Source organism: Fluoribacter dumoffii NY 23, assembly GCF_000236165.1.
GTDB classification, from domain to species: Bacteria; Pseudomonadota; Gammaproteobacteria; order Legionellales; family Legionellaceae; genus Legionella; species Legionella dumoffii.
This window is the reverse complement of record NZ_CM001373.1, coordinates 872,199-897,193: the sequence shown is the minus strand read 5'-3', so window position 1 is coordinate 897,193 and position 24,995 is coordinate 872,199. Positions and strand designations below refer to the sequence as shown.

Here is a 24,995-nt window from a genome sequence, read left to right as displayed (position 1 = left end):
TGCAAAACTCAAAATGCTGTATGCATGTTATGTTGCATCGTTGCACATCTTGAGCTTTAATTGCACCTTGTTTTAATCCCTGACAACCCCAAAGTCCTAATAGTATAGTGCAACAAAGTAAACGCAAAAACGAATTCATAGTGATAGTATCCGAATAATTATGAAGAGTGAGCCTTTGACTCAATCCCCTCTCAAATCTAACTAAAGCCAGGGAAGCAAGGTAAATAAAGCAATGAAGACCAACATGACAATAATAGCATGTTCAACCAGTCCCTCCGCTACCGGCATAGGGATGTCTTCACCTTCATGCGTTTTTACCGCAAGCAATCCACATTCACGCAACATCGTATTATTCAAATCTGGTTTGGCCAGAAAATAGCGGGTGAATAAGAAAAAACCACGCTGAAAATTTCCAACAAGCAAAAAAAGCAAAACGGTTAAACGAGCAGGAATCCATTCAAGCAAATCGATAATTTCATTTGCCTGCTCTCCAACTGATGGAATGTCACGGCAAAGAGTAATCAGACGATAAGTCAGTGCACCAATAGGTCCGGCAATGACATACCAAAATACAAGAGAGAATAATTGTCTGTTCACCAGGACAAAATAATCGCCCACGAGCTCTTCATTACTTTTTACTTCCGAGTGGGTTATCGGATAGAAGACATTCTGGGGGCCAAGGCAATAAAAGAAAATAAGCAAGCTCAGAAGAAATCCCATTAATCCAAAAACCAGAGCGTGAAGAAATAAATACACGATTAAAGCAATCAAGACAATTGGAGTAACTATTAACGCTAAAAGAACCCATGGATTAGTAAAAGCACCCTGTTTGTCAGCCATACTTTTAATTTTAATATAATAATCTGAAAACCAGTAAAATCTTTGGTAGGATACTGCGTGAATCAAAAATCGTTCACTCAATAAGCACAATAATATAACTAATAATTTCATTATGTTAATCCTTACGCATTTTATCAGAGAATGCTATGGGGGTTGGGTATTTCAATACAACAAAATAGGAGGAAACAATAAATGTTAAAATGGTAGTTGCCTGAATCAAATTAGATGCTTTATCCGAAATAAGGTTCGTTGTTAAAGCGATACTGGCAACAAGCAATGAAAACTCACTTGCTTGCCCCAGTCTGATACCCACTTCTTTTGCGACCTGTTTCTTTTCACCGGACTTTCCGAGGAGTATATAGAATAATACGGGTTTAAATACTAAAACCAAGGCCGATAATATTAGGGCAGGGACGATTACCTGATAGGATAACCCAAAATTAAAAGTTGCACCGATTGAAAAGAAAAACATCACAAGGAAAAAATCTCTTAATGGTTTTAAACTCTCAGCAATAAAAAGAGATATGGGACTCGCTGCCAATGCTACTCCGGCAATAAACGCCCCAATATCTTCGGAAAGTCCTATTTTCTGCGCAAGAACAGACAATCCAAGGCACCATCCAATTGATAATAAAAATACATATTCCTGCGTTCTGTCGAATCGGGCAAGCAGTCGAATTAAAACATGTTTTTCAATAGCGAAGGCAAACAAACATAATGCGGGTAAATCAATGCCAACGAGAATAAGATCATCGATTGAGAAACCGCCAGTTTGTTGCGCCCCATTAATCAAAATGAGTACAATAATTGCAATGACGTCTTGCATTAATAATACGCTGATCATTACCTCACCCGTATGCTGGTGATGCAAGATGGTAGTAGGTAATAATTTCAAACCTATAATGGTACTTGAAAACATCATTGAACCACCCAATATCCATGACTCCGTTACAGTTAGTCCAAACGCCCTGCCAATCCAGTAGGCTGTTACTGCAAACAAAGCTGAACTGATTAAAGCAATCCAGGTAACTTTCTTTAACATATGTACAAGGTTTTGGGGTTGCAGGTGCAATCCGAGGAGAAATAGAAGGAAAACAATTCCAACATCACCGATTTGCTTTACAATAGTTACATCCGATACAAGGCCTAAGCCCCACGGGCCAAACATTGCCCCCAGAAGAATATAAGCAACCAGCAAGGATTGTTTGGTGTAAAGCACCAATGTGGATAGAAAAGCAGCACCTGCGAAAATTAAGAATATTGTATAAAACACAGAGCCATCGTGCATTGATAGGATACCCCAATATTAATAAACCAAACCTATAAAAATGTGTCTGCTGAAAGCGTCTAGGATGAGAAATGGAACAAAGAAACGGATTCAGGCCGCCCAATCTATGTTTTTGTGAGCCAATTCTCAAGTCCTGAAAAATTCGACGCGCTAATTTTATCTATTAATCCATCAATTAGCTATCATAATTCTATAATCAGTTAAATCAAAACAGAAAATGATCCATTGACTCCATTTAGCGATAATTTATGCTTCAAACTGTCCGCCATATTTTTTGACCCAAATGGCCCTACCCTCACAATGTAATGTTGCTTATAGTGCTCGATATAAACTGGAGAGGGAGTAATATGAGCCAATTTTTCTTTTAGGCGTTTTGCCAGAATTTCAGTTGAAAAAGCCCCTGCTTGCAAATAATAATGAGCTTTTCCTGTTGGTCCCATTAACGTCTCGATTTCAACCGGAGCCGTCCCATTGGGATATATTCCCAGTTTTAAAGCCGCAGCATAAGATAAATCAATAATTCGATTTGAATGGAATGGGCCGCGATCATTTACTTTAACCACCGCAACTTTTCCATTATTCAAATTTTTAACCCTTACATAAGTAGGCAAAGGTAAGGTTTTATGTGCAGCAGACATCACGTACATATCATAAGGTTCACCACTGGATGTCCTTTGTTTGTGGAATTTAGTTCCGTACCAGGAAGCAATCCCTCGTGTTTTATAGCCTGTTGAGCTTCTCATTACTTGATACGAGCGTCCATCAACTGAATATTCAGTAGGATTGCCGTATCGACTTAATGGTTCCTTGGTAGGAATGGGTTCCTTAAAACTAATTGTTTTAAGCTTGGAAGGAGCCCCATCTTTAAGTTGCGTATAGCGGTTTGTTTTATTTTTATAACGATTATATATGGAATTTTTCGCATTATGGGTTACTTGTCGAGTAGACTTTCTAGCTCCTGTTGGTGCAGAATCAAGAGATTGATTTGTGGTTTGACACCCTGTTAATAGAATGGTCACAGCAATAAGTATCTTTCGCATATTTTCCATTATTTTTTATTATTTTCTGGTTAATATACCGAATTATCTTCTAATTTCGAAGATTTATTTTAATTTGAAAAAAATTTCATTATTTTTCATCTGCTATTTTGTTGCCTTTAAAAGGCTGTGATAATATATTCTCATTTTTGTAATCGGACTAATAAACAACATGACAAGAACAACGTCTATATTATTAACTGCACTGTTTCTCATTACCCTTTTTGTACAGTCAACCAACTCAATGGCAGATGAAGGAACGTTACCTACCAAACCTACCGCTGACTTGGAAAGACCTTCTCCAACTGTGAATGATAAACCTTTGGTTACCCCGGCTCCTCCCGCTCTTAATGCAAAAGCATATATATTAATAGATGTAAACAGCGGTAAAATCATTGCTGAGAAAAACAGCGAAGAGCGTTTACCTCCTGCAAGCTTGACTAAGATGATGACCTTATATGTGATCTCCAATGCATTGCGTCACGAGCAAATCCATCTTACCGATAATGTTCGCGTAAGTCGTGACGCATGGAAAATTGGCGGCTCACGCATGTTCATCAAGGAAGGCCAACAAGTTCCAGTTGAGGATTTGCTTAAAGGAATTATTGTTGATTCCGGAAATGATGCATGTGTTGCAATGGCAGAACATGTGGGCGGTACTGAAAATTCATTCATTGATCTCATGAATCAGCAAGCTCAAAACCTTGGTATGAAAAACAGTCATTTTACGGACAGTACTGGTTTGCCCGATCCAAACCTATATACTACAGCGAAAGATTTAGCGATTCTTGGCAGAGCGTTAATAACCGATTTTCCACAATACTATGACTGGTATAAACAAAAATGGTTCACCTATAACGGCATTCGTCAGCCTAATAGAAACAGATTACTTTGGCGTGATAATCAAGTAGATGGCATCAAGACAGGACATACGAATGAAGCAGGTTTTTGCCTGGTTTCCTCAGCAAAACGTGACAACATGCGATTACTGGCTGTTGTGCTTGGAGAACCCAGTGATTCTTCTCGAGCAGATGATAGCGAGAAATTACTAAATTATGGATTCAGATTTTTTGAAACCCATCAGCTTTACAAATCCGGTCAATCAATTACCGAGCTTCCACTATACAAAGGGAATGTAGATAAAATTAACGTCGGATTAAATGAAGATCAATTCATTACTATTCCAACAGGTCAATATCAACGTCTGAACATTGCAACCAAAGTTCCCTCTTATCTCGAGGCGCCAATTAAAAAAGGAGATAAAATAGGTGATTTAGTGGTTCAATATGATAATAATGTCATTTCAACAAGACCTCTTTATGCTTTACAGGATGTTGAATCAGGCGGTTTTTACACTCGAACCAAAGACTCAATACGCTTAGCCTTCAAACGCTGGTTTGGATCCTAAAAAGCACAGGAATTTGAGGATGACTAAAACAACTCTTATTGAATTTCCCTGTTATTTTCCTATAAAAATAATAGGGAGTAATTCGCCGGTTTTTCTTGAGGAAATCTGGCAAATGACCATCACTCACTTTCCTAACACTGAAGAAGATGCATTGACTCATAAATTGAGTAAAGACTCTAATTACTTAGCAATAACAGTGACTGTTTTTGCAGAAAATCAAGATATGCTTGATGCGTTTTATAGAGCCGTGACACAGCATCCAGAAGTAAAAATGGTTCTATAATGAAAATAAAACAGCTAGGTATTCAAAATTACAATGATGTTTGGCTGCTTATGAAGGAATTTACTCAAACTCGTGAAGCAGATACCGATGATGAGCTTTGGCTCCTGGAGCATTTTCCTGTCTACACTCAAGGGCAGGCAGGAAAACCCGAGCACATTCTTAATCCTGAATCAATACCGGTAGTGCAATCAGATCGCGGAGGACAAGTAACCTACCACGGACCTGGTCAGCTTGTTGCCTATGTTTTAATGGATATCAGCCGAAACAATTTAGGAGTAAGGTCTTTGGTAAATAAATTGGAACAGATTTTAATTTCTGTCCTTGCAGAATACCGAATTGAAGGCTCTGTCCGTTGCGGGGCACCGGGAGTATATGTTAACGAGCAAAAAATAGCATCAATAGGTTTAAGAGTAAAAAATGGCTGTACTTATCATGGAATTGCTCTCAATGTTGATATGAACTTAAAACCATTCTCCGGAATAAATCCTTGTGGATTTGCAAAAATGGAAATGACCCAAATAAGTCATTTCGTTCCTGAGATCCAAATGGCGCAAGTCAATAAACATTTTGTGCAATATTTTTTAGAACAATTTTATCCCTGAAGATTATGAACTTGTTCGCAGACTACGTACAGCCACTGACCGATTGGTTGCAACATAACCCGCGCTGGTCTTTGTTTATTACATTTCTTATCTCGTTAACAGAATCCTTGGCCATTATCGGCAGTATTGTTCCTGGAAGTGTCACTATGACTGCAATAGGTATTTTGGCCGGATCAGGAATAATGCGAATTGATCTTACTTTATTGGCAGCTATTTTAGGCGCCGTTGCGGGCGACAGTCTCAGTTATATTTTAGGGTATTATTATAGTGATCGACTGACGGAAATTTGGCCATTTAGTAAATATCCCAAATGGATAGAATACGGCAAGGATTTTTTTGCCACACATGGTGGAAAAAGTGTATTAATTGGTCGCTTTGTCGGTCCTCTCCGCTCAATTATTCCCGTTATTGCTGGCGTGTTGCATATGAAACACTGGCGTTTTTTTGTAGCCAATGTCTTATCTGCTATTGGATGGTCTCTATTATATGTTATGCCTGGTGTTGTAATCGGGGCAGCAAGTCATGAATTATCAACAGAAAGTGCAACGCGTTTATTTGTATTGATACTTGTTTTACTTGCAGGACTTTGGGTTCTGGGATTATTTATAAAACGGCTGGTTCGATTATTTAACTCCTTTTTAACCCACTACTTACATGATTTTTGGCTCAAATTTAAAAATAAACCCTTTTTATCTTATTTTTATGATTTATTAACGCCAAAAAAAGAAACAAATCACTATCATACTGCGTCTTTTGTGAGCTTAACGCTCCTCTGTCTGCTCTGTTTTCTCATTTTACTGATATTAACGGTTTTCACTCAATCACTAGTGTACATTAATCTTCCTACCCATTTATTTTTACAAAGTATAAACACATTAACGCTAAAAGCATTTTTTATTTTTTGCACCCAACTAACTTCGACAACGACCCTAGTTATCTTCTTTGTTATTTGTTGCTGCTGGTTTATTTTCCATAAAAATAGAACTCCAATAATTTATCTATGCAGCCTTCTTTTTTTTACAACTATTATTGCCCTGTTCCTTACTTATTTTATTCATAGTCCCAGGCCACCAGGAATATTAGTTAGTCCTCAGGGCTCCTCTTTCCCTGCAACACACCTTTTGATTGCTACGGCACTGTACGGTTTTATTTTATTTTACATCAATAGTACCTATGCATTATTCACGAGTATGCTCAGATCAATCGTTATTACTATCCTGGGCTTTAGTGGCTTAGGGGCACTTTATTTAGGAGACTATTGGCTCACCGATATTTTGGCTTCCTATTTTTTAGGTACAACAATTTGCCTAATCCACTGTTTAATTTATAGAAAGTCCAATATTCCTTCAAAAAAAACCAGCCATTCATTACTCATGATTTCCCCCCTGCTTGTAGGGATTCTTATGGCTTCAGTCGCATCAACGTATATAAATTTTAAAACTTTATCTTATAACCATACACCCTATTATAAAAAGTTTACTCTTAGTGAAAGAACATGGTGGGAAGAGGAAAAACCCATTCTTCCAATTTATCAGTTCAGCAGGATAGGGAAACGAATTAGTTTATTAAACATCCAATTTGCTGGCAGTTTGGATCAATTGCAAAATACTCTGGAAGAAAATGGATGGGAATCACACCCTGATACATTTTTTTCTAACTTAATTATGCGCTTCAATCAGGAACCGGGCAGCGTTAAACTCCCCTTATTTACTCAACTATATGAAAATAAAGCTCCTATGCTAATGATGACTTATACCGATCAACAAAATCATCTAATCCTTGAATTAAGAATTTGGGAATCAAATTACAATTTATTGGATTCAAACCAGCCCTTGTGGATAGGTAGTATTCATCCCTCCACTCGCCCAAACAAGCAAAAGAGCAACCAGGGGTATTTTCCTAATTTAATAAGCCCACTCCAGTATATGTTTCCGTCTGAAAATCCTTTTGCAGTGAAACAAATTAGAATTCCTGACTCGATGATTAAAACAACAATGTATCCAACCCAACCTAATTTAATTCTTATTAAGGAAAAAAAATAGTAATGCTTATGTGAATTATTTAACTGATTTTTCACTTACAAACCAGAATTAACTAGACTTTTCCGTATTAGCTATACATCTGTAAAAAATACTGCTATAACTAGAGCTTACATAAATACCCCTTTAATTTTTGAGAGTTTGGCTCAAATGTATACACTGGGAAAATTAATCCATGTTTTTTTTCCATTAATTGCTCTAGTACTCTTTATTATTGGAATTAAAAAAAACGCAATTTCTTACATTATTTCTTCTTTATGGCTTAGCCTTATCGCCTTACTCATTCATTTTCAGTTTTCTGGAAATCAAATTTTCGGAACCTATTTTAACTATTTTAATGCTGGCATTTATTCATTTAATTTTATTATCTTACTTATAGCGTTACTCCATATCATGTCGCATTTGAGTATTAGAGGTCCAGCTTTCAAATATACTTATACATTAATAAATTCATTACTGGTTGCAGGAACAATTACAGTGATAACCAACCTTTGGATTAATGCTTATTTCATAGAAAATAAAATGGAAGGTACACCTGTGATGCAGGTAGCACTTTTTACAAAACCTGAGTATTGTGGAAGTAAATATGTTTTTTATAAAATCGATCCCGACAGTTCAGTCATGTATCTTTGCCCGAATTATTATGGGTTTTTACCTTCTATAGGCCATTTGGCAACCAGCCCTGATTTTATAACAATGCAATTATCAGCTCCGGTAAAAAAGCAATTGCTACTAAAAAATAAAAATAAAAGTTAATGTTCTAAATAAAAAATTAAATACATTTTACATAAGACTTCATAGCTCTGTTTTGATTAAGATCCTTGGGGGTTAAATTGTTCTTTGAATTGAGATTTGATAACATTCCTGCAACTCATCGCTTTAATATTTATATGAAAAGTTTTATAACACTACTAATAATGATTCTAAGCTTTAATTGCCATTCCATGGCACCCAAGCTCAATTGGGATCAAGCAGTTGATCGTGCAATAAAACGTTATGGTTTACGAGTGGAACCCCAGCTTAAATCTTATTTTTCCAAGGCCGGGGTAAGTTATCCTCCACGAGATATTGCTTTACTTGCTTTCAAATCAGAAAGAAAGGTAGAGCTCTGGGCAAAAAATTCAAATCAAGTTTGGAAACATATCCATGATTATCCATTGACCGGATTTAGTGGACGGCTAGGACCCAAATTGCGTGAAAATGACAAACAAATTCCAGAGGGAGTTTATAGGCTTGTTAATTTTAACCCGTTCAGCAGTATGCATTTGTCCATGATGATTAATTACCCCAATAATTTTGATAAACAAAAGGGATATGAGGATGGCAGAAGAAACTTGGGAAATAATATTTTCATTCATGGTAAAAACCTGTCCGTAGGTTGTTTGGCTGTAGGTGATTTGGCTATTGATCAGTTGTTTATTTTGGCACGCCGTGTTGGTTTGGATCATATTCAGATTATTATTGCACCCAATGATTTACGGCAAGGAAAACCTTCCACGTCTACATTTGCCCAACCCAGGTGGCTTCCGGAATTGTATGAGCAAATAACGGAATCTCTAAAACCTTTTGACAAGAAAAACTATACTGTTTAAGTACCCAATAGCATGGGGTTGGTTAAGCCCGGATAGGCTTTGCCAATCCGGGTTATGCAACTGAAATCTTATTGTCACTCTTTTGGTAAAGAGGCTAAAAACTCACTAACCTCTTTGGGTGAAAGCTCATAACATTGTCCGCGTGACAGAAATCTTGGCATGGTTAATATACCATAACGAATACGAATTAACCTGCTTACCTCGACACCTTGTGATTCCCATAAACGTCGAACTTCTCGATTCCGTCCTTCGTTCAAGGTGACATGATACCATGCGTTTGTACCCTCGCCGCCGCGAAATTCCAAATGGGTGAATTTAGCTATTCCATCTTCAAGTTCAATCCCCTTTTGCAGATTATTTAAAGCTTCCTGGTTAACCTGACCATGAACCCTGACGGCATACTCTCTTTCTAATCCGTATTTTGGATGCATTAATTTATTGGCCAAATCACCATTATTAGTAAAAATAAGCAATCCGGAAGTGTTTAAATCCAAGCGTCCGACTTGCACCCAACGACCTTGTCGTAAATGCGGCAAATGATCAAAAACTGTTTTTTCAAATTTAGGATCATGTCGGCTTGATATTTCGCCAACGGGCTTGTGATAAAGCAAAATGCGTACATTTTGTCTTACTCTAAGTGGATTAGCGATTAATTTTCCTTTTACCGTAATTTTATCTTCACCACTCGCTGAATCACCCAATTTTGCTGGTTTTCCATTCACTTGTACCCAGCCATTTTCTATCCAGCGCTCCATTTCCCGACGTGATCCAAGCCCTGCCTGGCTTAGTATTTTTTGTAACCTTTCGCTGCTCATTCAGTAATATACTCTTCATTAGGGTTGTGTAAAGTTAAGGCCTCCACAACCTCGGGTAAGGTTGGAAGTTCATTTAAATATTTTAAATTAAAATAATTTAAAAATTCTCTCGTTGTTGTATATACAGCAGGTTTGCCTGCTACATTCTTATAACCGGAAACACGAATCCATTCTCTTTCCAATAAAGTTTTTATTATTTGACTGTTTACAGTAACTCCGCGCAACTCCTCTATGTCAGCACGAGTAACTGGTTGCTTATAAGCAATAATGGCTAAAGTTTCAAGTAAAGCACGAGAGTATTTGGCAGGTTTTTCGATTTGCATTTTTGCAATCCAGTTGCTGTATTGTTTTTTTGTTTGGATAAGAAACCCTGTCGCAACCTGAACCAACTCAAACGATCGAGAGGCATATTCCTCTTTTAAGTCATTAATAATAATACTTAAATGTTCTTTGCTTGGCCTTTGCCACTCATCAAAAACCTCCAATAATCTCTCAAGAGATACAGGTTCATTCGCACTTAAAAGTAACGCTTCGATGATATTTTTTAATTCCTTTTCATCCATCTCATGCTGCCTGTAAATGTATTGGAGAAAATGCTTCGTTTTGGATGATCACAATAAGTGATTGTCTTGCTAGTTCTAAAATAGCCAACAGGGAAACGACCAAACCCATTCGTCCCTCGGTGATCGAGAATAATTGATGAAAATCTACCATTTTATGCTCCTGTAGGAGTAATAAAACATGACTCATACGCTCACGAACAGACAATGCCTCACGTGAAACCCGATGATGGCTGACTTGCTCTTCCCTTATCATTAAAGATTTCATTGCTTCAATAAGATCTTCTAGCTGTACCTCCGGGTGAACAATTATCCGTTCAAGTTCTGAAGGTGTTACTTGAATAGTAAAATGATCTCGTTCTTGTCGAGGGAGTGCATCAAGCAATTCTGCTGCAGTTTTTATTTGTTCATACGCCTGGAGTTTTCGCACCAATGCCATTCGGGGATCTTCTTCTTCCTCATCCTCACTGGCAGGCGGAGCAGGTAATAGTAATCTTGATTTAATTTCCGCAAGCATCGCAGCCATCAATAAATAATCCGCTGCTAACTCCAATCTCCTGTATTCCATTAGTTGAATGTAATGCAAATATTGTTTGGTAATACTTACAATAGGAATATCCAGTATATCAATATTCTGTTTGCGAATGAGGTATAGAAGTAAATCAAGTGGCCCACTAAAAGAATCCAACAATACTTCAAGTGCATCGGGAGGTATAAATAAATCATCCGGAAACTCTGTAAGCTCCTTACCATCAATTATCGCTTTTATTTCCGGTTTGCCTGATATTTCAATATCCATGCTCACAACACTCATTTTTATTCGCCTTCACAGTTCACTTCCAATCAATGGGGAATCAAAGTGAAGCCTGGGCTTTTTCTTTATGCCCAGGATTTTAAAGGTTTGCCATAGCAACCAATCGTCAATAATCGAGCCCCATGACCTCTCGGACGGTGCTTAAATTTTTACAAGCCACTTCTCGCGCAGCTTCACTTCCTTCAGAAACGATACGCTTCACGGAACCTAAGTCCGCTTCATATTCAGCGATCGCTTCCTGGATTGGTTTTAATTCCTTATTAATTGCATCCACAACAGGTCTCTTACAATCAATACAACCAATTCCAGCAGAACGGCATCCTTTCTGAACCCAATCTTTCAGCTCATCATTTGAATAAATTTTATGGAATTGCCAGACGGGACATTTTTCCGGCTCGCCAGGATCTGTTCTTTTGACGCGCGCGGGGTCCGTCGGCATGGTTAATACCTTTTTTTCAACCTGATCAGGGGTCTCTCTTAACATAATTGTATTATGATAAGACTTAGACATTTTTTGCCCATCAAGGCCAGGCATTTTGGCGGTTTCAGTAAGTAGCGGTTGAGGTTCAGGCAGAATAATTTTACCACTCCCTTCCAAATAACCCAGTAAACGCTCTTTATCTCCAATAGATAAGCTCGCCTGATCCTCTAAAAGAGCTTGTGCGGTTTTAATCGCCTCATGATTTCCATGTTCCTGAAATTGCCGCCTTAATTCACTATAATATTTACTATTTTTTTTACCCATTTTTTTTATTGCTTCAGCAGCAAGTTCTTCAAAATTGGGTTCTTTGCCATAGATATGGTTAAATCGGCGTGCAATTTCCCGTGTCAGTTCAATATGAGAAACTTGATCTTCACCTACTGGGACATAATCAGCATGATAAATGAGAACATCAGCGCTTTGTAATAATGGATAGCCAAGGAAACCGTAAGTAGATAAATCCTTCTCCTTTAATTTTTCTTGCTGATCTTTAAAGCTGGGTACCCTCTCAAGCCATCCTAAGGGAGTAATCATTGATAAAAGTAAATGGAGTTCGGCATGCTCCGGAACCCAGGATTGAATAAATATTCTGGATAAACCGGGATTAACTCCACAGGCCAACCAGTCAATAATCATATCCCACAAATGTTTTTCAATAAAACCGGGCTCATCATATTGAGTTGTTAAACCATGCCAATCGGCAGCAAAAAAGAAGCAATCATATTGATGTTGTAATTTAATCCAGTTTTTAATTACACCATGGTAGTGCCCAAGATGTAATCTTCCGCTGACTCGCATTCCAGAAACAACTCGTTTATTGGAACTAAATAGTGCTGACATCAATATCCTCTTCTAAATATTAAATAAATTATTTAAAGGGCTCAGGATCACCTTTGCCCTCCCTTATTATCACTGGATAATCACCAGTTAAATCGACTACAGTGGTGGGTTCTTGCCCACAATTCCCACCATCAATAACCAAGTCAATTTGATTCCCCAAAAGATCATGAATGGCTTCCGGTTCACTTAGCGGAGCTTTTGCACCGGGAAGAATTAAGGTCGTACTCATTAGGGGAGCTTCAAGACATTCCAAAAGTGCAAGTGTAATCATATTATCAGGAACACGTAATCCTAAGGTTTTTCTTTTGGGATGCAACATTAAGCGAGGAACTTCATGTGTTGCATTAAGAATAAAAGTATATGAACCCGGCGTGAAAGCTTTTAATAATCGAAATATTGGGTTTGAAACTCGAGCATAGGTGCCAAGTTGGGACAGATCACGACAAACCAGTGTCATATTATGATTTTTATCCAATTGCCGTAATTTTCTAATACGCTCAAGCGCGGCCTTATTTCCTAAACTACAACCTAATGCGTAACCTGAGTCTGTAGGATAAACAATTAAGCCGCCTTCCTCAATAATATTTACCGCCTTTCTCAACAAACGAGCTTGCGGATTGTCAGGATGTAATGCAAAAAACTGACTCATAAAGTCCCCTGTTAAATGTTCCATTCATGCCAAATAGGCATACAATTTAATGGCAGTGGTTTTTGACAACCAAGGTGAGTTCGAGAGGCTCTATCGCTATGATAGTCTGAACCTGAAGAGGCTAATAAATGAAAACGAAGGCATGTTGCCGCCATTTCATTAACTTCAGTCACTGTCATTTCTCCCGAGACTACTTCTAGTCCCACTCCACCAGCGTTTTTAAATTCATTAATTAACTCATGCAATTTAGAACGCGTCAATCCGTATTTAAGCGGGTGAGCAATAACTGCCTGACCACCTGCATCCACTATACCCTGCACTGCTTCTTCTATACTAATCCAGGGAGTAGGAACATAGGCAATCTTCCCCCTGCCTAAAAAGCGTTTAAATGCCGCAGCAAGATCTTTGACCTTCCCTTCGTTAACGAGAAGTTGGGCGAAATGAGGTCTCCCTACCCGATTATGGCCTGCGAGTTCACATGCTTTTGCATAAGCATCTGAAATATCAATTGAAGCTAATGCCGTACCAATTTGCTGTGCACGTTCTATCCTGCTTTGATTTTGCCGGGTGATGAGCTCAAGGAGGCTTGGAGTATGATTAATTTGATAACCCAGGATGTGTAGCTCATGTTTTTTCCACCGGGCGCTAAGTTCTATTCCGTTGATTATTTTAATTGGGGTTGCAGCAGCTGCTTCAAGTAATTCGGGGTAACCTGCAATAGTATCATGATCAGTAAGTGACAGACACTTAATCTTTTGCGCCTGCGCTTTCTCGATTAATTCTTTTGGACTCAAGACTCCATCAGAAAAATAACTATGACAATGAAGATCAATCATGAAATGTGTACTATATCAAAAAGAATGATTGTAGCATAAATCTTGCAGAAGATGAGCTTTCTGCACTATTCTAGCGTGTTTGTACTTTTCGGGGTCAAAAAAGTATAATAAATACTATACTTTTAATATATATATTTCATTGAGGAAAACCTAAAAATAATGGTTCATAATGTTCATCACGTTAAACTATGCCGAAAATCGATTGTTGCACGAAATAACAAACAGGCTGATTTTCTTGATTCGATCGACCGTTTTGATATAACTTTTGCTGTGGGTCCTGCCGGGACTGGAAAAACATATCTGGCTGTTTCTAAAGCAATACAATGCTTTGAAAAAGGTGAAGTGCAAAGATTAATTTTTGTAAGACCAGCAGTTGAAGCAGGTGAAAAATTAGGTTTTCTTCCTGGCGATTTGGTGGAAAAGGTATTGCCTTATTTACGACCTATTTATGATGCCTTATACGAAATGATTGGTTTTAAAGAAACCCAAAAATTGATTCAGACTGATATTATTGAAGTATTGCCCTTGGCATTTATGCGTGGCCGAACTTTAAATGAATCATTTATCATTCTGGATGAGGCTCAAAATACCACAATTATGCAAATGAAAATGTTTTTAACCCGTATAGGATTTGGCTCAAAAGCAGTAGTCACTGGGGATATGACCCAAGTAGATTTACCAAAAGGTATTGATTCCGGCCTTGCGCATGCAGTAGGATTATTCAAAAAAATACCGGAAATCAGTATTCATACTTTCACAAGTCGTGAAGTAGTACGCCATCCATTGGTATCTAAAATTGTTGACTGCTACGATAATGCATCAACAGGAAAAAAATAATGACTTATTATATAGATATTCAAAATGCAACAGAGGAGTCCTTACCTGTTAGCGAAGAAGAATTAACCCGGCTTGCCACACTGGCACTAAGAGATTTCCGAAAGGAAGCTGAGCTTACAGTCCGCTTGGTTATGCCGGATGAAATGATTTATTTGAATCACACATACAGAAAACAAAATAAGACGACCAATGTATTAGCATTTCCCAGTGCCCTTCCACCTGAAATTCAAATTGAATGCCCCCTTTTAGGGGATGTTATCATTTGTCCGCAAGTCCTGGTGGAAGAGAGTAAACAGCTTAATAAAGCCCTGGAAGCACATTGGGCATTGATTTTGATCCATGGAATATTGCATTTATTAGGCTATGATCATATTAAGGATGATGAGGCAGCCATAATGCAAGATATTGAGGTTAGATTGTTAGCTGAACTTGGGTTTCCTAATCCTTATGACACAGAGGGTAATGAACTTGAATAAAGAGGAAGATAATAGTACGTGGTTTGCTCGGTTTAAGCAGTTTTTACAAGGAGAACCACAAAACCAAGAGGAACTTGTTAGTTTGTTAAGAGATGCTCAAATTCGCTCTCTTATTAGTGCCGAAACTTTGGCAATGATAGAAGGTGCTATTTCCTTCTCAAAAATGCGCGTTCGCGACATCATGCTGCCTAAAAATCAAATGGTTTGTATTAAACAAGACGATGAATTCAGCGCTATAATAAACACAGTAACCCAAACCGGCCATTCAAGATTCCCGGTAATCGCTGCGGATTCAGATGAAATCATTGGCGTATTGCATGCAAAAGATTTATTACGCTACCAATCCTCTAATTTGGAATCCTTTAATTTATTGGATATTTGTCGTCAAGCTGCCTTTGTTCCTGAAAGTCGACGCCTGGATAGCTTGCTTAGCGAGTTTCGCAGCAACAAAAACCATATGGCTATTGTTGTGGACGAATACGGGGAGGTTTCAGGTTTTGTAACTATTGAAGATATTATTGAACAAATCATTGGCGATATCGAAGATGAGTTTGATATCGATGAAGATGCCTACCTTAAAGTACATGAAGATGGACATTATATTGTTAAGGCCCATATGCCTATTGATGAATTTAATGAGCAGCTTAATGCAGATTTCAGTGATGAATTTTATGATACAATTGGAGGTATCGTAATGAATAGTTTTGGTCATTTGCCTTCACGAGGGGAAAGCATTACGATTGATTCATTCGAATTTAAAATTATCAATGCGGATGCCAGAAGAATAAAGTTAATGGAATGTATTGATACACGTAAGGCATAATGAAGTATGAATGGTAATATTCTTATAGTTGATGATGATACAGAGCTGACGGATTTATTAGCTCAATATTTGATACCTGAAGGCTTTCAAGCTGTATGTGTCCATGATGGAGAAAGTGGCGTAAAAAAAGCCCTGAACCAGACTTTCGATGCCATTATTCTTGATGTTATGCTTCCCAAACTAAATGGCTTTGAGGTATTGAAAGCGATTCGCGAACATTTAGAAACCCCGATCCTTATGCTAACTGCTCGGGGTGATGATATAGATCGGATTGTAGGCCTTGAAATTGGCGCAGATGACTATTTACCCAAACCATGCAATCCACGTGAATTGGTAGCGCCTTTGCGTGCCATATTAAGACGCACCCAAAAAATTCCTACTTCACGACCTATTATTGAACAGCATAATATAGTTGTTGATTGCTCCAAACGACATGTAACCCTGGCAGGAAATTATCTTGAACTAACCAATGCAGAATTCAATATTCTGGAAATGCTCATTAAATCTCCGGGGCAAGCATTTTCAAAAGAAGAGCTAACTGAGTATGCTTTAGGCAGAAAATACACTGCATATGATCGAAGTATCGATGTCCATATCAGCAATTTGAGAAACAAGTTGGGTGACAATCCTCAAGGCGAGCCCATAGTTAAAACTGTGCGTGGTTTTGGATATATGTTTAATGCGTAGTTTATATTGGAAAATTTTTATTTCATTTTGGCTTGCAACTGTACTCATCATTTTTACAACCGCCTGGATTATCAGTCATATTGTGCAAAAATCATCACTTCCTGCACAAGAACAATTATTTATGGACAGTTATGCAAATGCTGCGGTTGCAACATATGAATCAGGAAGACAGACTGCTTTATTAAAATGGTTGAATAAAATTGGCATTTCCAGACATATGTCTATTTATTTGTTAACCAGTACGGGTGAAATTATTGGAACCCGGGCAGCACCGGAAAATGTAAAAAAAGTCGCAGAAAACCTTCTTCAGGATCAGTTGAGCGAAGGTATTCTAAAATCAGGGAAACTGATTGTCAGTCATGAAATTCTATCCACATCTGGAAAATTTTATCGCCTAGCAGCGGTTAGTGAAAAACCAATCTACCACTTTGTTGGGGTTCCTTGGGCTGGATTAGCTATCCGTCTTTTTCTAGCCACATTCTTCAGCGGCCTAATTTGCTATTTTTTATCGCGCTACCTAACACAGCCCCTACGCTCTTTGGGGATGGCGGCAAAATCAATCGCCACAGGAAAACTAAATACCCGCGTTGGCCGTTTAAAAGGGCATCATAATGATGAAATAGCCCAATTGAGTAAAGAATTTGATCGTATGGCAGAGCAATTGGAAGCTATAGTCCACTCAAAAGAGAGACTGTTGCAAGATATTTCACATGAATTACGCTCCCCTCTTGCCCGATTGCAAATTGCCATTGAATTGGGCCGCAACAAAACACACCATTTAGCAGATAGTGAGTTTAATCGTATGGAACTTGAGTGTTCTCGATTAAATGCGTTAATTACAGAAGTTTTAGACTTTGCTCGTTTGGAAAAATCGACAACTGAACTTGACTTGAAAGAAGTCAATCTTTCTGAACTTTTGTTCAATATTATTGAAGATGCTAATTATGAAGTTGGTGGAGATAAACCTGGAGTCAAAGCAGGAATCATCGAACCTTGCCAATTAGTAATTGATGAACGCTTGATTCACAGGGCAACAGAAAATGTAGTTCGTAATGCATTACACTACTCAACAAATGAGGAACAAGTTATTGTTTCATTAAAACATGACGAGACAAAAGAAAAGGTATTTATTGACATCAGCGACAAAGGGCCCGGTGTACCAGAAGATCAGCTGGAGAGAATATTCAATCCCTTTTATAGAGTAGATACATCCAGAACCAAAAAAACAGGCGGATATGGATTAGGTCTCGCCATTGCCTCTCGGGCTATACAATTGCATCATGGTAAAATTATGGCTTCAAACAACCCTGGTGGAGGATTACTTGTGCGAATTACCCTTAGTTCCATGCCAGCGGTGCAACGCGGAAAAATACAGACACATACAGTTATATCCGACTAGCTCAATCTCTCCTGCTCAAATAGAGGATTAACTTTTAATTACTTGAAATGGAACTGTTTTTTTTTGACTAATTAAGGTACAATTTTTCGGTTTAGAGTTCCTAGGATTATTTTCATATGACCGTAGCTCAAAAGTTAGAGAAAGCAAGTGGTATTTTTTTCTTCACTGGCTTTTTGCTTTCAAAGCTCCAATATATTCCTTTTCCACTCGCAGCTGCTGCTTTCAGGTTTATTTCGCTAGGGGTCTATTTACTAGCCTACCTTTCGTGGCTTACAGCCTCTGTGCTCCATCCTGATCACCGAGAACATCATTTAAAATGGTATGGTTTTGCCCAAATTAAAGAACAATTCATGCTTTCTTCATTTATAGGTTTTACCGCAACAATTATCAGCGTTGCAGCGGTTTTTCTACCGGCATTATTACCTCCAGCTGCCTGGCTTTTTCTTTTAGGTAATATTATATGGACTATCGGGGAAATTCATAAGTTAAAAAACCCCCCGCAACCGCATGATAAGTCATCCTATTCTCGACAAGAGGCTTATGTATCTTACGCAATAACATCCTCGGTTATGACGTTAGTAACTGCCGCTTCAGCTACCCTTATTTTTTTATTTCCCCCTGCGGCAATACCTATTACTATATTTTCATTAATCATTTGCACAGGAATGGGAGCATTAGCCTTTGAATTTTGGTTAAAATCGACCTTTAGCGATCTCACACAAGATGAGATAAATGATAGTTATGCACAGATGGGGGATTCACTAGGCCCTTCTGATTCTCTAGAGCTTACGGAGGCACCAGAACCAGGCTATTGGAAAAGTTTAAACTGGAGATCAGAAAAGACGAAAAATCATTTATCTCCTGAATCGTCTGACCTTTTGGAAGAGCAGGAATATCAAGATTCGCAAAGAGAGTTTGGTTCTTGTTGTAATACTCCTTTATAATTTAATGAATAAATTTTTTTTGAGATTTAATTATGGATTCACAAACTACGAAAATGATTTCAAATGCATATCAGGCTCTTGCCCATTCATACTCACCGTACTCTAAATTTAGTGTTGCCTGCTGTATTTGTACGGATAAGGACAATTTATACACGGGAGTCAATGTGGAAAATAGTTCATATGGCTTGGCCGTATGTGCAGAGACCTCAGCGATTTCAGCAATGGTTTCTGCAGGGGAACAGCGTATTAAAAGTATGGTAGTCCTTGCTGGCACAAATTCATTGTGTTCACCATGTGGTGCTTGCAGGCAAAGAATATATGAATTTTCTACACCTGATACCCTGATTCATTTATGTAATAAAGATTCGATATTGCGTAGTTTAACAATTAATGAACTTCTGCCTCTGGCTTTTAAATTTGATTTTAACTCTTAGTATAATAGGAAGATTTGTATGACAGATACTGCACCAAAGCAGAACTATGCTCACTTAGCAGCAAACCATATTAAAAAACTTTACCCTTCATTTAAACCCACTGTTGGTATAGTTCTGGGTTCAGGGTTAGGAAAATTCGCTGAAGAATTGCAAGATTCAATATCCATTAGTTATCAAGATTTGCCCGGTTTTCCCAAAATTACCGTGCAAGGGCATGGTGGAAATCTGATTCTTGGATATTGGAACAAGGTAGGCGTTGTCTGTTTACAAGGAAGAGCTCATACATACGAAGGATTAGAAAACTATGAAACTGTCAAAACCTATATTCGTACCCTAAAACTTTTGGGTTGCAATTATTTTATCGCTACCAATGCTTCGGGCTCTTTAAGAGAAGATATTGGACCTGGAGAATTAATGCTCATTTCGGATCACATTAATTTGCAACCTAGCAATCCTTTAATGGGTCCTAACGATGATGAGTTTGGACCGCGATTTTATCCTTTAGACAATGCTTATGATAAGCAAATGCGTTCAGATTTATTATCAATTGCTGCTAATAACTCGATAAAACTGAGTGAGGGAGTCTATATTTCTGTACTAGGACCCCACTATGAAACCGCTGCAGAGATCAGAGCCTTTAAAATCTGGGGAGCAGATGCTGTTGGCATGTCAACAGTTCCTGAAGTCTTGGTTGCAAACCACTGTGGAATGCATGTGGCAGTGATTGCCATGATTACCAATTATGCAACCGGCCTTTCAAAAACGGCCCATAGTCATGAATCCGTAGTGGCAATGGCAGAAAGTGCCGCCGAAAAATTGAATCTCCTTCTGAAACACTACATCGCGAGCTTAAAGTGAGTTTGGAAATTCATTTTAATCAAGTCATGCAAGTCTTGCTTGGCAGCTATGCTCACCGAGACATTTCTGCCCAGCAACTCATTCATACCCTTGATCTCACCTTGTTGGATGAGCATGCAACAACGGAATCGTTATCCCGATTAAAAAACAAAGCAAATCAAAATGAGGTTGCCGCTCTATGCATTTACTTAAACCATTTGGATCAGTTCTCCTGCCATAATTCAATTCCTTTAGCAACTGTAGTCAATTTTCCTCAAGGTGCTGAGGACCTGGACTCCTCCCTTGGATCTATAAAAAAAGCGATGCAAATGGGTGTTGCAGAAATTGATTATGTGTTTCCTTATCAACAGTATCTTCAAGGAGAAAAACAAAAAGCATTAGGTCAATGTGGTGTGATTTCAAAGCTGTGCAGGCAAAACCATCTTACTTTAAAAATTATTCTTGAGACTGGCGCTTTTCCTGATATGAAATCCGTGTACACCGCAAGTCATGAACTGATTGAATTAGGTTGTGATTTTATAAAAACATCTACAGGTAAACTACCTACAGGTGCTTCGTTATCTGCAGCTTTTGCTATTTTAAGCGCAATTAAAGAAAGCAAAGCAGATTGTGGAATAAAAGTTTCTGGGGGTATAAAATCTGCTCATGAAGCGTATTCTTATGCCATACTTTCAGAATTATTATTGAATAAACACATTAACAAAAGCTGGTTTCGAATTGGCGCTAGCAGCTTGTTAGATGAGTTGTTAAAAATCATTTAATTCTCAGTTATACTCATGCAGCCGTAAAATTTAATTGATGATGTGGTTCGAATGATATCCCTAACCTTTAGGAAATAGCGTGGGTTGTTATTCAAGGCACATTCCTAACTGGAGTTTAAGCATTATGAATCGAAAAACGCTACTTAAGTCTTTTTTAATACTAGTCTTCGGTTTGATACTATCTGGTTGTAATAATACTTTACCTCCAGGTGAGTATGATTCAAGCGAAGTGGGAAAAATTAAAAAAGTAATTCCTGGTACAATTATTTCAAAACGTCCTGTGAACTTACACCGCAATTCGACTAATATGACTAATAGTACAACCACCAACAGTTTTGTAGATAATGGCTACAGTCAAACACGTGGTGTTGAGTACGTTATTAAATTAAGTTCCGGGGGAATTATTTCCGTAGTACAGTCTGAAGATCTCAAACTGAAAACAAAACAAAAGATTCTTGTTATCTATGGAAAACATACTCGGGTTGTAGCAGACAATGGCAGTGAGACTTTTTAAATGACAGGAGCGTTTGTAAGCTCCTGTTTAATAATCTTTGAAAAACTACTTTTTTCCAAGTCCCCTTAATTCAATGAATGGAAAAAAGTAGTTAACGGTTTATTTTATATTTTTAATAGAATCCGACAATTAATCCAATTTAAATTGTTTATTCTCATCAAGATTTATATCAACCAGTTTGAAGTTTGCGATTTCTTTTTTAAATTTAGAGACAAAGTCCTCCCCATTTAGAAACGGATTTATTGTATCTGAATTTACTGACATCTTACTTTCTCTAGTTAATAGATCTGAGGCGTCCATATTTTCTGGTGGGGTCATATAATATGAATTATCTTCAGGTTGATATTGATAAAATTTATGCAATCCTCCAAACACAAGAAATACTTCAAAATTTTCGGATTCTCTAGCTGCCGCCAAACAAGAAGCAATTGCCGATTGTTCCCTTTCAGGACGAAAATCTGATTCAATTTTTTTAAGCTCACCCAAAAGATTTCCTCTGCTGGTTGCCTCATCGATTGCCGTATACAGCTTTTTTGCCAGCTCAGGTGTAGTTGAAGGATAAACAACTGGAATTTTATTAAGGCATAGTAAGACAACCGGTGCCGTATTAACCCTTAGTAAATCTTTTTGTACATCAGAGAGTTTATTAAAGCATTCTGGAATTCCGTTTGGAAAATTTGCTCTTATATCATCCGTTGTTTCTTTACTTACTATGTCCTGTTCATCCGAAGTAATCTTATGATCCAGTCCTTCCAAGACAATGACTTTTTGGGGATTTTTCAAAATGAGCTGAGCGACTTTAAATTGAGAATAAGCAACTTCTTCTTTTAATTTAAGATTGATTATGTTTTTATCTTCAGAGGCTTCCCAAATAGAATAAAAATCTTCACTAATCGCATCATGTACCATTTGTACATGTGTAATCACAACAGGTTTCTTACCAAGAACAGAATCATTTTGAATTTTTTCACTTATCTGTAAGTGTAATCTTCGGTCAAGAATTGCATTAGAGTCCAGTTGTCCCGATTCAGCTAACTCTCGATATAGTTGAGAGTGTTTTTTAATCAACGCCCCTAACTCTTCTCCAGTAACCTGTTTCGCTAAACCAGTAGTGAATATAATCCTGGCCAGTCCTTCGTGCCGCAAAGCCATTCTGTGTAATGATAATTGTCTTTTTTCCAACCAATAATCAACTGAATTTTGCAGTATAGGATCAGCTGCGTTTGCAATTATTATTGCGGAAATTACATCCCAGCCTATTGGTCGGTGATACTGTTGCAAAACATGGATTGCTTTTTCGGCCTTCCCTTGCATGGCTTCTTCAAAATCCTTACCCCACAGTATATCTTTACCCTGAGATAACCGTGTAAACTCTAAACTATTCTCTCCTGGCATAAGGATGCAAACGGAAGAACTATATTTTTTCAGATTTACTTCCTCATGCTTACTCAAGATTTCAAGAATTTCATCACGCTCTTTTTCATCTTGACACAGTATTCGATAAATTATCTTGCGGGATTGTTGTTCTGAAAATTGGTTATTTTGCAGTAGAGATTCCAAGTTTGTGAACGATTGTCCTTTAACTTGGGAATTTATATAAGGAGAATCTGTCAGAATATATAGGGGATAAGCCATAAAAACATCCTTTTACAGAAAGCCTAATTATAAAATATATTATGTGCGTTTTATATAAGATATTAGAAGTATCGCCGGGTGGATTTAAAATGATTGGTAGTTCTGCGCGTAGTTTTATTTTAGAAGCTTTTTATTTTTCTGCAATCCTCATACAGCAACAGCCAACCACATCCATGCTCCATAGTATCCACTTACAATAAACGCTTTAAAACAATCTTTAGGTTCTCTTTTCCTAATCAGTTTTTGTTGGTAAATCAAAACTGTACCCGCGATAAACCAAAAAATGTAAAACCATAAATTTACGTGGTTTATCAAGGCCCAATATATCCATAAACTATGGAATATCCCTTGTAAAACCCCAATAATTAACCGATCATAATCAGCAAAGAAAATAGCAGTAGATTTGACACCAATTCGTAAATCATCGGCTTTATCAGCCATAGCATACATCGTGTCATAGACAAGTATCCATGAAAAATTTATTACAAATAATAAAAAACATTCACTCGATAACGCTAAACCGGAAGCCACGTAAGCCATAGGTATTCCCATAGAAAACGCCAACCCCAAAACCAATTGAGGTGCATCAAGAAAGCGTTTACAAAATGGGTAGAGGAAAGAAATGAATAAAGAAATTAATCCAAGATAAAAACAGTTCCGTGGCAATTGAAGCAATATGAATAAGGCTGCTAAAAGCAGCCCTATTAATAAAAGAAACGCTTCTGGCAAACTCACTTCCCCGGCAGTTAAAGGCCTCAGCTTCGTGCGGGCAACATGCTTGTCAATATTTCGATCAGCAATGTCATTGATTACACACCCGGCCGCCCGCATAAGTACTGTACCCAACAAAAAAAGAGTAAACAGCCTGATCGAGGGTACTCCCCTATTTGCCAGCCATAAAGCCCATGCTGTTGGAAACCAGAGTAATAAAATTCCCACAGGCTTGTCGAAGCGCATTAGTCGCCAGTAGGCATTCCATTTCATGGGGTAATAGTCTCGAGTTCAGGTAACATAATTTCAACCAAATAAAATGACTCCTTGTGCTGAAATGAAAATTCCGCTAGTCGAAGCCAAAGGACACCAGTAACATCCAGGTTTTTTTTCACCCAATAATATTCTAGACATCGTTGATCGACAGGGTAATTGATGCACTGTAAACGGCTTACTTTTTCTCTATCGAAGATTAAGTTTTTTATGGATTCGTTTTGTAAGCGCCCAAAAAAAACGGGATCCAGCTCATAACATTTTTTAGGAATAATACTTCGAGCATACCAATACGGAATCCCATGACTTTTCATAATGATTTCTCGCTGAAAAACCTTTTCATCTGGAATTTGCAGGAGATATCTATCCCACCAGTCAGTATATGTCCAAGATTGTGAAAGAAGCTGGATTCGTGCATCACCTTTTATTTGGTACAATTTATCGGTTAAAGAATTTGGGTGATTAAGCCACTCTGTAAGAGGTTCAGAACTTGATACATTAATTTTAAAAATAGATTTAATATTAATAGGCATGGATAGTAACTACTTATGAGAAAATA

The 24,995-nt window shown here is 37.8% G+C and carries 28 protein-coding genes; 16 read left to right on the top strand and 12 right to left on the bottom strand.

Annotated elements, in window-relative coordinates:
• Positions 1-201: 201 nt before the first annotated feature.
• The 3 genes from KYQ_RS04220 to KYQ_RS04210 all read right to left on the bottom strand — a co-directional run bounded on the left by KYQ_RS04220 (position 202) and on the right by KYQ_RS04210 (position 3,168).
• Positions 202-951 carry a membrane protein gene (locus tag KYQ_RS04220; protein ID WP_010653814.1) on the bottom strand — a complete coding sequence of 250 codons (750 nt, stop codon included), beginning with the start codon at positions 949-951 and terminating at the stop codon, positions 202-204.
• A gap of 4 nt (positions 952-955) precedes the next feature.
• Positions 956-2,128 (bottom strand): cation:proton antiporter, encoded by a 1,173-nt coding sequence (locus KYQ_RS04215; RefSeq protein WP_010653815.1) that lies wholly within the window; start codon positions 2,126-2,128, stop codon positions 956-958.
• A gap of 200 nt (positions 2,129-2,328) precedes the next feature.
• Positions 2,329-3,168 carry a septal ring lytic transglycosylase RlpA family protein gene (locus tag KYQ_RS04210; protein ID WP_010653816.1) on the bottom strand — a complete coding sequence of 280 codons (840 nt, stop codon included), beginning with the start codon at positions 3,166-3,168 and terminating at the stop codon, positions 2,329-2,331.
• A 169-nt stretch (positions 3,169-3,337) separates the two neighbouring features.
• Between KYQ_RS04210 and KYQ_RS04205 the strand changes: the two genes are divergently transcribed.
• The 6 genes from KYQ_RS04205 to KYQ_RS04180 all read left to right on the top strand — a co-directional run bounded on the left by KYQ_RS04205 (position 3,338) and on the right by KYQ_RS04180 (position 9,089).
• Positions 3,338-4,573 carry a D-alanyl-D-alanine carboxypeptidase family protein gene (locus KYQ_RS04205; protein ID WP_010653817.1) on the top strand — a complete coding sequence of 412 codons (1,236 nt, stop codon included), beginning with the start codon at positions 3,338-3,340 and terminating at the stop codon, positions 4,571-4,573.
• Between the two features lie 19 nt (positions 4,574-4,592).
• Positions 4,593-4,856 carry a YbeD family protein gene (locus KYQ_RS04200; protein ID WP_010653818.1) on the top strand — a complete coding sequence of 88 codons (264 nt, stop codon included), beginning with the start codon at positions 4,593-4,595 and terminating at the stop codon, positions 4,854-4,856.
• Positions 4,856-5,458 carry a lipoyl(octanoyl) transferase LipB gene (gene lipB, locus KYQ_RS04195; RefSeq protein ID WP_010653819.1) on the top strand — a complete coding sequence of 201 codons (603 nt, stop codon included), beginning with the start codon at positions 4,856-4,858 and terminating at the stop codon, positions 5,456-5,458. The genes KYQ_RS04200 and lipB overlap by 1 nt, the downstream gene beginning before the upstream one ends.
• A gap of 5 nt (positions 5,459-5,463) precedes the next feature.
• Complete coding sequence (locus KYQ_RS04190; protein ID WP_029488983.1) at positions 5,464-7,500, top strand: bifunctional DedA family/phosphatase PAP2 family protein; 2,037 nt, start codon at positions 5,464-5,466, stop codon at positions 7,498-7,500.
• 147 nt (positions 7,501-7,647) lie between these two features.
• The gene (locus KYQ_RS04185) at positions 7,648-8,253 is read left to right on the top strand and encodes a type I secretion system protein LssZ (protein ID WP_010653821.1); all 606 of its coding nucleotides are present in this window, start codon (positions 7,648-7,650) and stop codon (positions 8,251-8,253) included.
• 161 nt (positions 8,254-8,414) lie between these two features.
• Complete coding sequence (locus KYQ_RS04180; RefSeq protein WP_172461326.1) at positions 8,415-9,089, top strand: L,D-transpeptidase family protein; 675 nt, start codon at positions 8,415-8,417, stop codon at positions 9,087-9,089.
• A 74-nt stretch (positions 9,090-9,163) separates the two neighbouring features.
• Here the strand turns inward: KYQ_RS04180 and rluB are convergent, their stop codons facing one another.
• The 6 genes from rluB to KYQ_RS04150 all read right to left on the bottom strand — a co-directional run bounded on the left by rluB (position 9,164) and on the right by KYQ_RS04150 (position 14,084).
• Positions 9,164-9,904 (bottom strand): 23S rRNA pseudouridine(2605) synthase RluB, encoded by a 741-nt coding sequence (rluB, locus tag KYQ_RS04175; protein WP_010653823.1) that lies wholly within the window; start codon positions 9,902-9,904, stop codon positions 9,164-9,166.
• Positions 9,901-10,467 (bottom strand): SMC-Scp complex subunit ScpB, encoded by a 567-nt coding sequence (gene scpB, locus KYQ_RS04170; protein WP_010653824.1) that lies wholly within the window; start codon positions 10,465-10,467, stop codon positions 9,901-9,903. Before scpB ends, rluB begins: the two co-directional genes overlap by 4 nt.
• Position 10,468: 1 nt before the next feature.
• Entirely contained in the window at positions 10,469-11,263 is a 795-nt protein-coding gene (locus KYQ_RS04165) for a segregation and condensation protein A (protein WP_010653825.1), read from the bottom strand.
• A 121-nt stretch (positions 11,264-11,384) separates the two neighbouring features.
• Positions 11,385-12,599 carry a tryptophan--tRNA ligase gene (locus tag KYQ_RS04160; RefSeq protein ID WP_010653826.1) on the bottom strand — a complete coding sequence of 405 codons (1,215 nt, stop codon included), beginning with the start codon at positions 12,597-12,599 and terminating at the stop codon, positions 11,385-11,387.
• A gap of 28 nt (positions 12,600-12,627) precedes the next feature.
• Complete coding sequence (locus KYQ_RS04155) at positions 12,628-13,248, bottom strand: L-threonylcarbamoyladenylate synthase (RefSeq protein WP_010653827.1); 621 nt, start codon at positions 13,246-13,248, stop codon at positions 12,628-12,630.
• Between the two features lie 11 nt (positions 13,249-13,259).
• Positions 13,260-14,084, bottom strand: a complete 825-nt coding sequence (locus KYQ_RS04150; protein ID WP_010653828.1) for a PHP domain-containing protein — start codon at positions 14,082-14,084, stop codon at positions 13,260-13,262.
• Positions 14,085-14,243: 159 nt separating this feature from the next.
• On the opposite strand from KYQ_RS04150, the gene KYQ_RS18195 reads away from it, so the two are divergent.
• The 10 genes from KYQ_RS18195 to KYQ_RS04100 all read left to right on the top strand — a co-directional run bounded on the left by KYQ_RS18195 (position 14,244) and on the right by KYQ_RS04100 (position 21,817).
• On the top strand, positions 14,244-14,921 hold the full coding sequence (locus KYQ_RS18195) for a PhoH family protein (RefSeq protein ID WP_010653829.1): 678 nt from the start codon (positions 14,244-14,246) through the stop codon (positions 14,919-14,921).
• Complete coding sequence (gene ybeY, locus KYQ_RS04140) at positions 14,921-15,397, top strand: rRNA maturation RNase YbeY (protein ID WP_010653830.1); 477 nt, start codon at positions 14,921-14,923, stop codon at positions 15,395-15,397. The genes KYQ_RS18195 and ybeY overlap by 1 nt, the downstream gene beginning before the upstream one ends.
• Entirely contained in the window at positions 15,384-16,220 is an 837-nt protein-coding gene (locus tag KYQ_RS04135) for a CorC family transporter (protein ID WP_019349670.1), read from the top strand. Before ybeY ends, KYQ_RS04135 begins: the two co-directional genes overlap by 14 nt.
• Positions 16,221-16,226: 6 nt before the next feature.
• Positions 16,227-16,907, top strand: coding sequence for a two-component system response regulator CpxR (gene cpxR / locus KYQ_RS04130; protein WP_019349669.1), 681 nt, complete (start codon positions 16,227-16,229; stop codon positions 16,905-16,907).
• Positions 16,900-18,306, top strand: a complete 1,407-nt coding sequence (gene cpxA / locus KYQ_RS04125; protein ID WP_010653833.1) for a two-component system sensor histidine kinase CpxA — start codon at positions 16,900-16,902, stop codon at positions 18,304-18,306. Before cpxR ends, cpxA begins: the two co-directional genes overlap by 8 nt.
• A gap of 116 nt (positions 18,307-18,422) precedes the next feature.
• The gene (locus KYQ_RS04120; RefSeq protein ID WP_010653834.1) at positions 18,423-19,250 is read left to right on the top strand and encodes a hypothetical protein; all 828 of its coding nucleotides are present in this window, start codon (positions 18,423-18,425) and stop codon (positions 19,248-19,250) included.
• A 32-nt stretch (positions 19,251-19,282) separates the two neighbouring features.
• Positions 19,283-19,684 (top strand): cytidine deaminase, encoded by a 402-nt coding sequence (gene cdd / locus KYQ_RS04115; protein WP_010653835.1) that lies wholly within the window; start codon positions 19,283-19,285, stop codon positions 19,682-19,684.
• 18 nt (positions 19,685-19,702) lie between these two features.
• Positions 19,703-20,542, top strand: a complete 840-nt coding sequence (locus KYQ_RS04110) for a purine-nucleoside phosphorylase (protein WP_010653836.1) — start codon at positions 19,703-19,705, stop codon at positions 20,540-20,542.
• Positions 20,539-21,303 carry a deoxyribose-phosphate aldolase gene (locus KYQ_RS04105; protein WP_010653837.1) on the top strand — a complete coding sequence of 255 codons (765 nt, stop codon included), beginning with the start codon at positions 20,539-20,541 and terminating at the stop codon, positions 21,301-21,303. The genes KYQ_RS04110 and KYQ_RS04105 overlap by 4 nt, the downstream gene beginning before the upstream one ends.
• A gap of 124 nt (positions 21,304-21,427) precedes the next feature.
• Positions 21,428-21,817 carry a hypothetical protein gene (locus KYQ_RS04100; RefSeq protein WP_010653838.1) on the top strand — a complete coding sequence of 130 codons (390 nt, stop codon included), beginning with the start codon at positions 21,428-21,430 and terminating at the stop codon, positions 21,815-21,817.
• 129 nt (positions 21,818-21,946) lie between these two features.
• On the opposite strand, the gene KYQ_RS04095 is transcribed toward KYQ_RS04100, so the two are convergent.
• The 3 genes from KYQ_RS04095 to KYQ_RS04085 all read right to left on the bottom strand — a co-directional run bounded on the left by KYQ_RS04095 (position 21,947) and on the right by KYQ_RS04085 (position 24,969).
• The gene (locus tag KYQ_RS04095; protein ID WP_010653839.1) at positions 21,947-23,452 is read right to left on the bottom strand and encodes a hypothetical protein; all 1,506 of its coding nucleotides are present in this window, start codon (positions 23,450-23,452) and stop codon (positions 21,947-21,949) included.
• 147 nt (positions 23,453-23,599) lie between these two features.
• The gene (gene ubiA / locus KYQ_RS04090) at positions 23,600-24,436 is read right to left on the bottom strand and encodes a 4-hydroxybenzoate octaprenyltransferase (protein WP_029488981.1); all 837 of its coding nucleotides are present in this window, start codon (positions 24,434-24,436) and stop codon (positions 23,600-23,602) included.
• Positions 24,433-24,969 (bottom strand): chorismate--pyruvate lyase family protein, encoded by a 537-nt coding sequence (locus KYQ_RS04085; protein ID WP_010653841.1) that lies wholly within the window; start codon positions 24,967-24,969, stop codon positions 24,433-24,435. Before KYQ_RS04085 ends, ubiA begins: the two co-directional genes overlap by 4 nt.
• Positions 24,970-24,995 lie beyond the last annotated feature (26 nt).

What these genes read in the sequence shown, in the direction of transcription:
- KYQ_RS04220 (WP_010653814.1), bottom strand. Translation starts at nt 951, where the DNA reads ATGAAATTATTAGTTATATTATTGTGCTTATTGAGTGAACGATTTTTG.
- KYQ_RS04215 (WP_010653815.1), bottom strand. Translation starts at nt 2,128, where the DNA reads ATGCACGATGGCTCTGTGTTTTATACAATATTCTTAATTTTCGCAGGT.
- KYQ_RS04210 (WP_010653816.1), bottom strand. Translation starts at nt 3,168, where the DNA reads ATGCGAAAGATACTTATTGCTGTGACCATTCTATTAACAGGGTGTCAA.
- KYQ_RS04205 (WP_010653817.1), top strand. Translation starts at nt 3,338, where the DNA reads ATGACAAGAACAACGTCTATATTATTAACTGCACTGTTTCTCATTACC.
- KYQ_RS04200 (WP_010653818.1), top strand. Translation starts at nt 4,593, where the DNA reads ATGACTAAAACAACTCTTATTGAATTTCCCTGTTATTTTCCTATAAAA.
- lipB (WP_010653819.1), top strand. Translation starts at nt 4,856, where the DNA reads ATGAAAATAAAACAGCTAGGTATTCAAAATTACAATGATGTTTGGCTG.
- KYQ_RS04190 (WP_029488983.1), top strand. Translation starts at nt 5,464, where the DNA reads ATGAACTTGTTCGCAGACTACGTACAGCCACTGACCGATTGGTTGCAA.
- KYQ_RS04185 (WP_010653821.1), top strand. Translation starts at nt 7,648, where the DNA reads ATGTATACACTGGGAAAATTAATCCATGTTTTTTTTCCATTAATTGCT.
- KYQ_RS04180 (WP_172461326.1), top strand. Translation starts at nt 8,415, where the DNA reads ATGATTCTAAGCTTTAATTGCCATTCCATGGCACCCAAGCTCAATTGG.
- rluB (WP_010653823.1), bottom strand. Translation starts at nt 9,904, where the DNA reads ATGAGCAGCGAAAGGTTACAAAAAATACTAAGCCAGGCAGGGCTTGGA.
- scpB (WP_010653824.1), bottom strand. Translation starts at nt 10,467, where the DNA reads ATGGATGAAAAGGAATTAAAAAATATCATCGAAGCGTTACTTTTAAGT.
- KYQ_RS04165 (WP_010653825.1), bottom strand. Translation starts at nt 11,263, where the DNA reads ATGGATATTGAAATATCAGGCAAACCGGAAATAAAAGCGATAATTGAT.
- KYQ_RS04160 (WP_010653826.1), bottom strand. Translation starts at nt 12,599, where the DNA reads ATGTCAGCACTATTTAGTTCCAATAAACGAGTTGTTTCTGGAATGCGA.
- KYQ_RS04155 (WP_010653827.1), bottom strand. Translation starts at nt 13,248, where the DNA reads ATGAGTCAGTTTTTTGCATTACATCCTGACAATCCGCAAGCTCGTTTG.
- KYQ_RS04150 (WP_010653828.1), bottom strand. Translation starts at nt 14,084, where the DNA reads ATGATTGATCTTCATTGTCATAGTTATTTTTCTGATGGAGTCTTGAGT.
- KYQ_RS18195 (WP_010653829.1), top strand. Translation starts at nt 14,244, where the DNA reads ATGGTTCATAATGTTCATCACGTTAAACTATGCCGAAAATCGATTGTT.
- ybeY (WP_010653830.1), top strand. Translation starts at nt 14,921, where the DNA reads ATGACTTATTATATAGATATTCAAAATGCAACAGAGGAGTCCTTACCT.
- KYQ_RS04135 (WP_019349670.1), top strand. Translation starts at nt 15,384, where the DNA reads ATGAACTTGAATAAAGAGGAAGATAATAGTACGTGGTTTGCTCGGTTT.
- cpxR (WP_019349669.1), top strand. Translation starts at nt 16,227, where the DNA reads ATGAATGGTAATATTCTTATAGTTGATGATGATACAGAGCTGACGGAT.
- cpxA (WP_010653833.1), top strand. Translation starts at nt 16,900, where the DNA reads ATGCGTAGTTTATATTGGAAAATTTTTATTTCATTTTGGCTTGCAACT.
- KYQ_RS04120 (WP_010653834.1), top strand. Translation starts at nt 18,423, where the DNA reads ATGACCGTAGCTCAAAAGTTAGAGAAAGCAAGTGGTATTTTTTTCTTC.
- cdd (WP_010653835.1), top strand. Translation starts at nt 19,283, where the DNA reads ATGGATTCACAAACTACGAAAATGATTTCAAATGCATATCAGGCTCTT.
- KYQ_RS04110 (WP_010653836.1), top strand. Translation starts at nt 19,703, where the DNA reads ATGACAGATACTGCACCAAAGCAGAACTATGCTCACTTAGCAGCAAAC.
- KYQ_RS04100 (WP_010653838.1), top strand. Translation starts at nt 21,428, where the DNA reads ATGAATCGAAAAACGCTACTTAAGTCTTTTTTAATACTAGTCTTCGGT.
- KYQ_RS04095 (WP_010653839.1), bottom strand. Translation starts at nt 23,452, where the DNA reads ATGGCTTATCCCCTATATATTCTGACAGATTCTCCTTATATAAATTCC.
- ubiA (WP_029488981.1), bottom strand. Translation starts at nt 24,436, where the DNA reads ATGAAATGGAATGCCTACTGGCGACTAATGCGCTTCGACAAGCCTGTG.
- KYQ_RS04085 (WP_010653841.1), bottom strand. Translation starts at nt 24,969, where the DNA reads ATGCCTATTAATATTAAATCTATTTTTAAAATTAATGTATCAAGTTCT.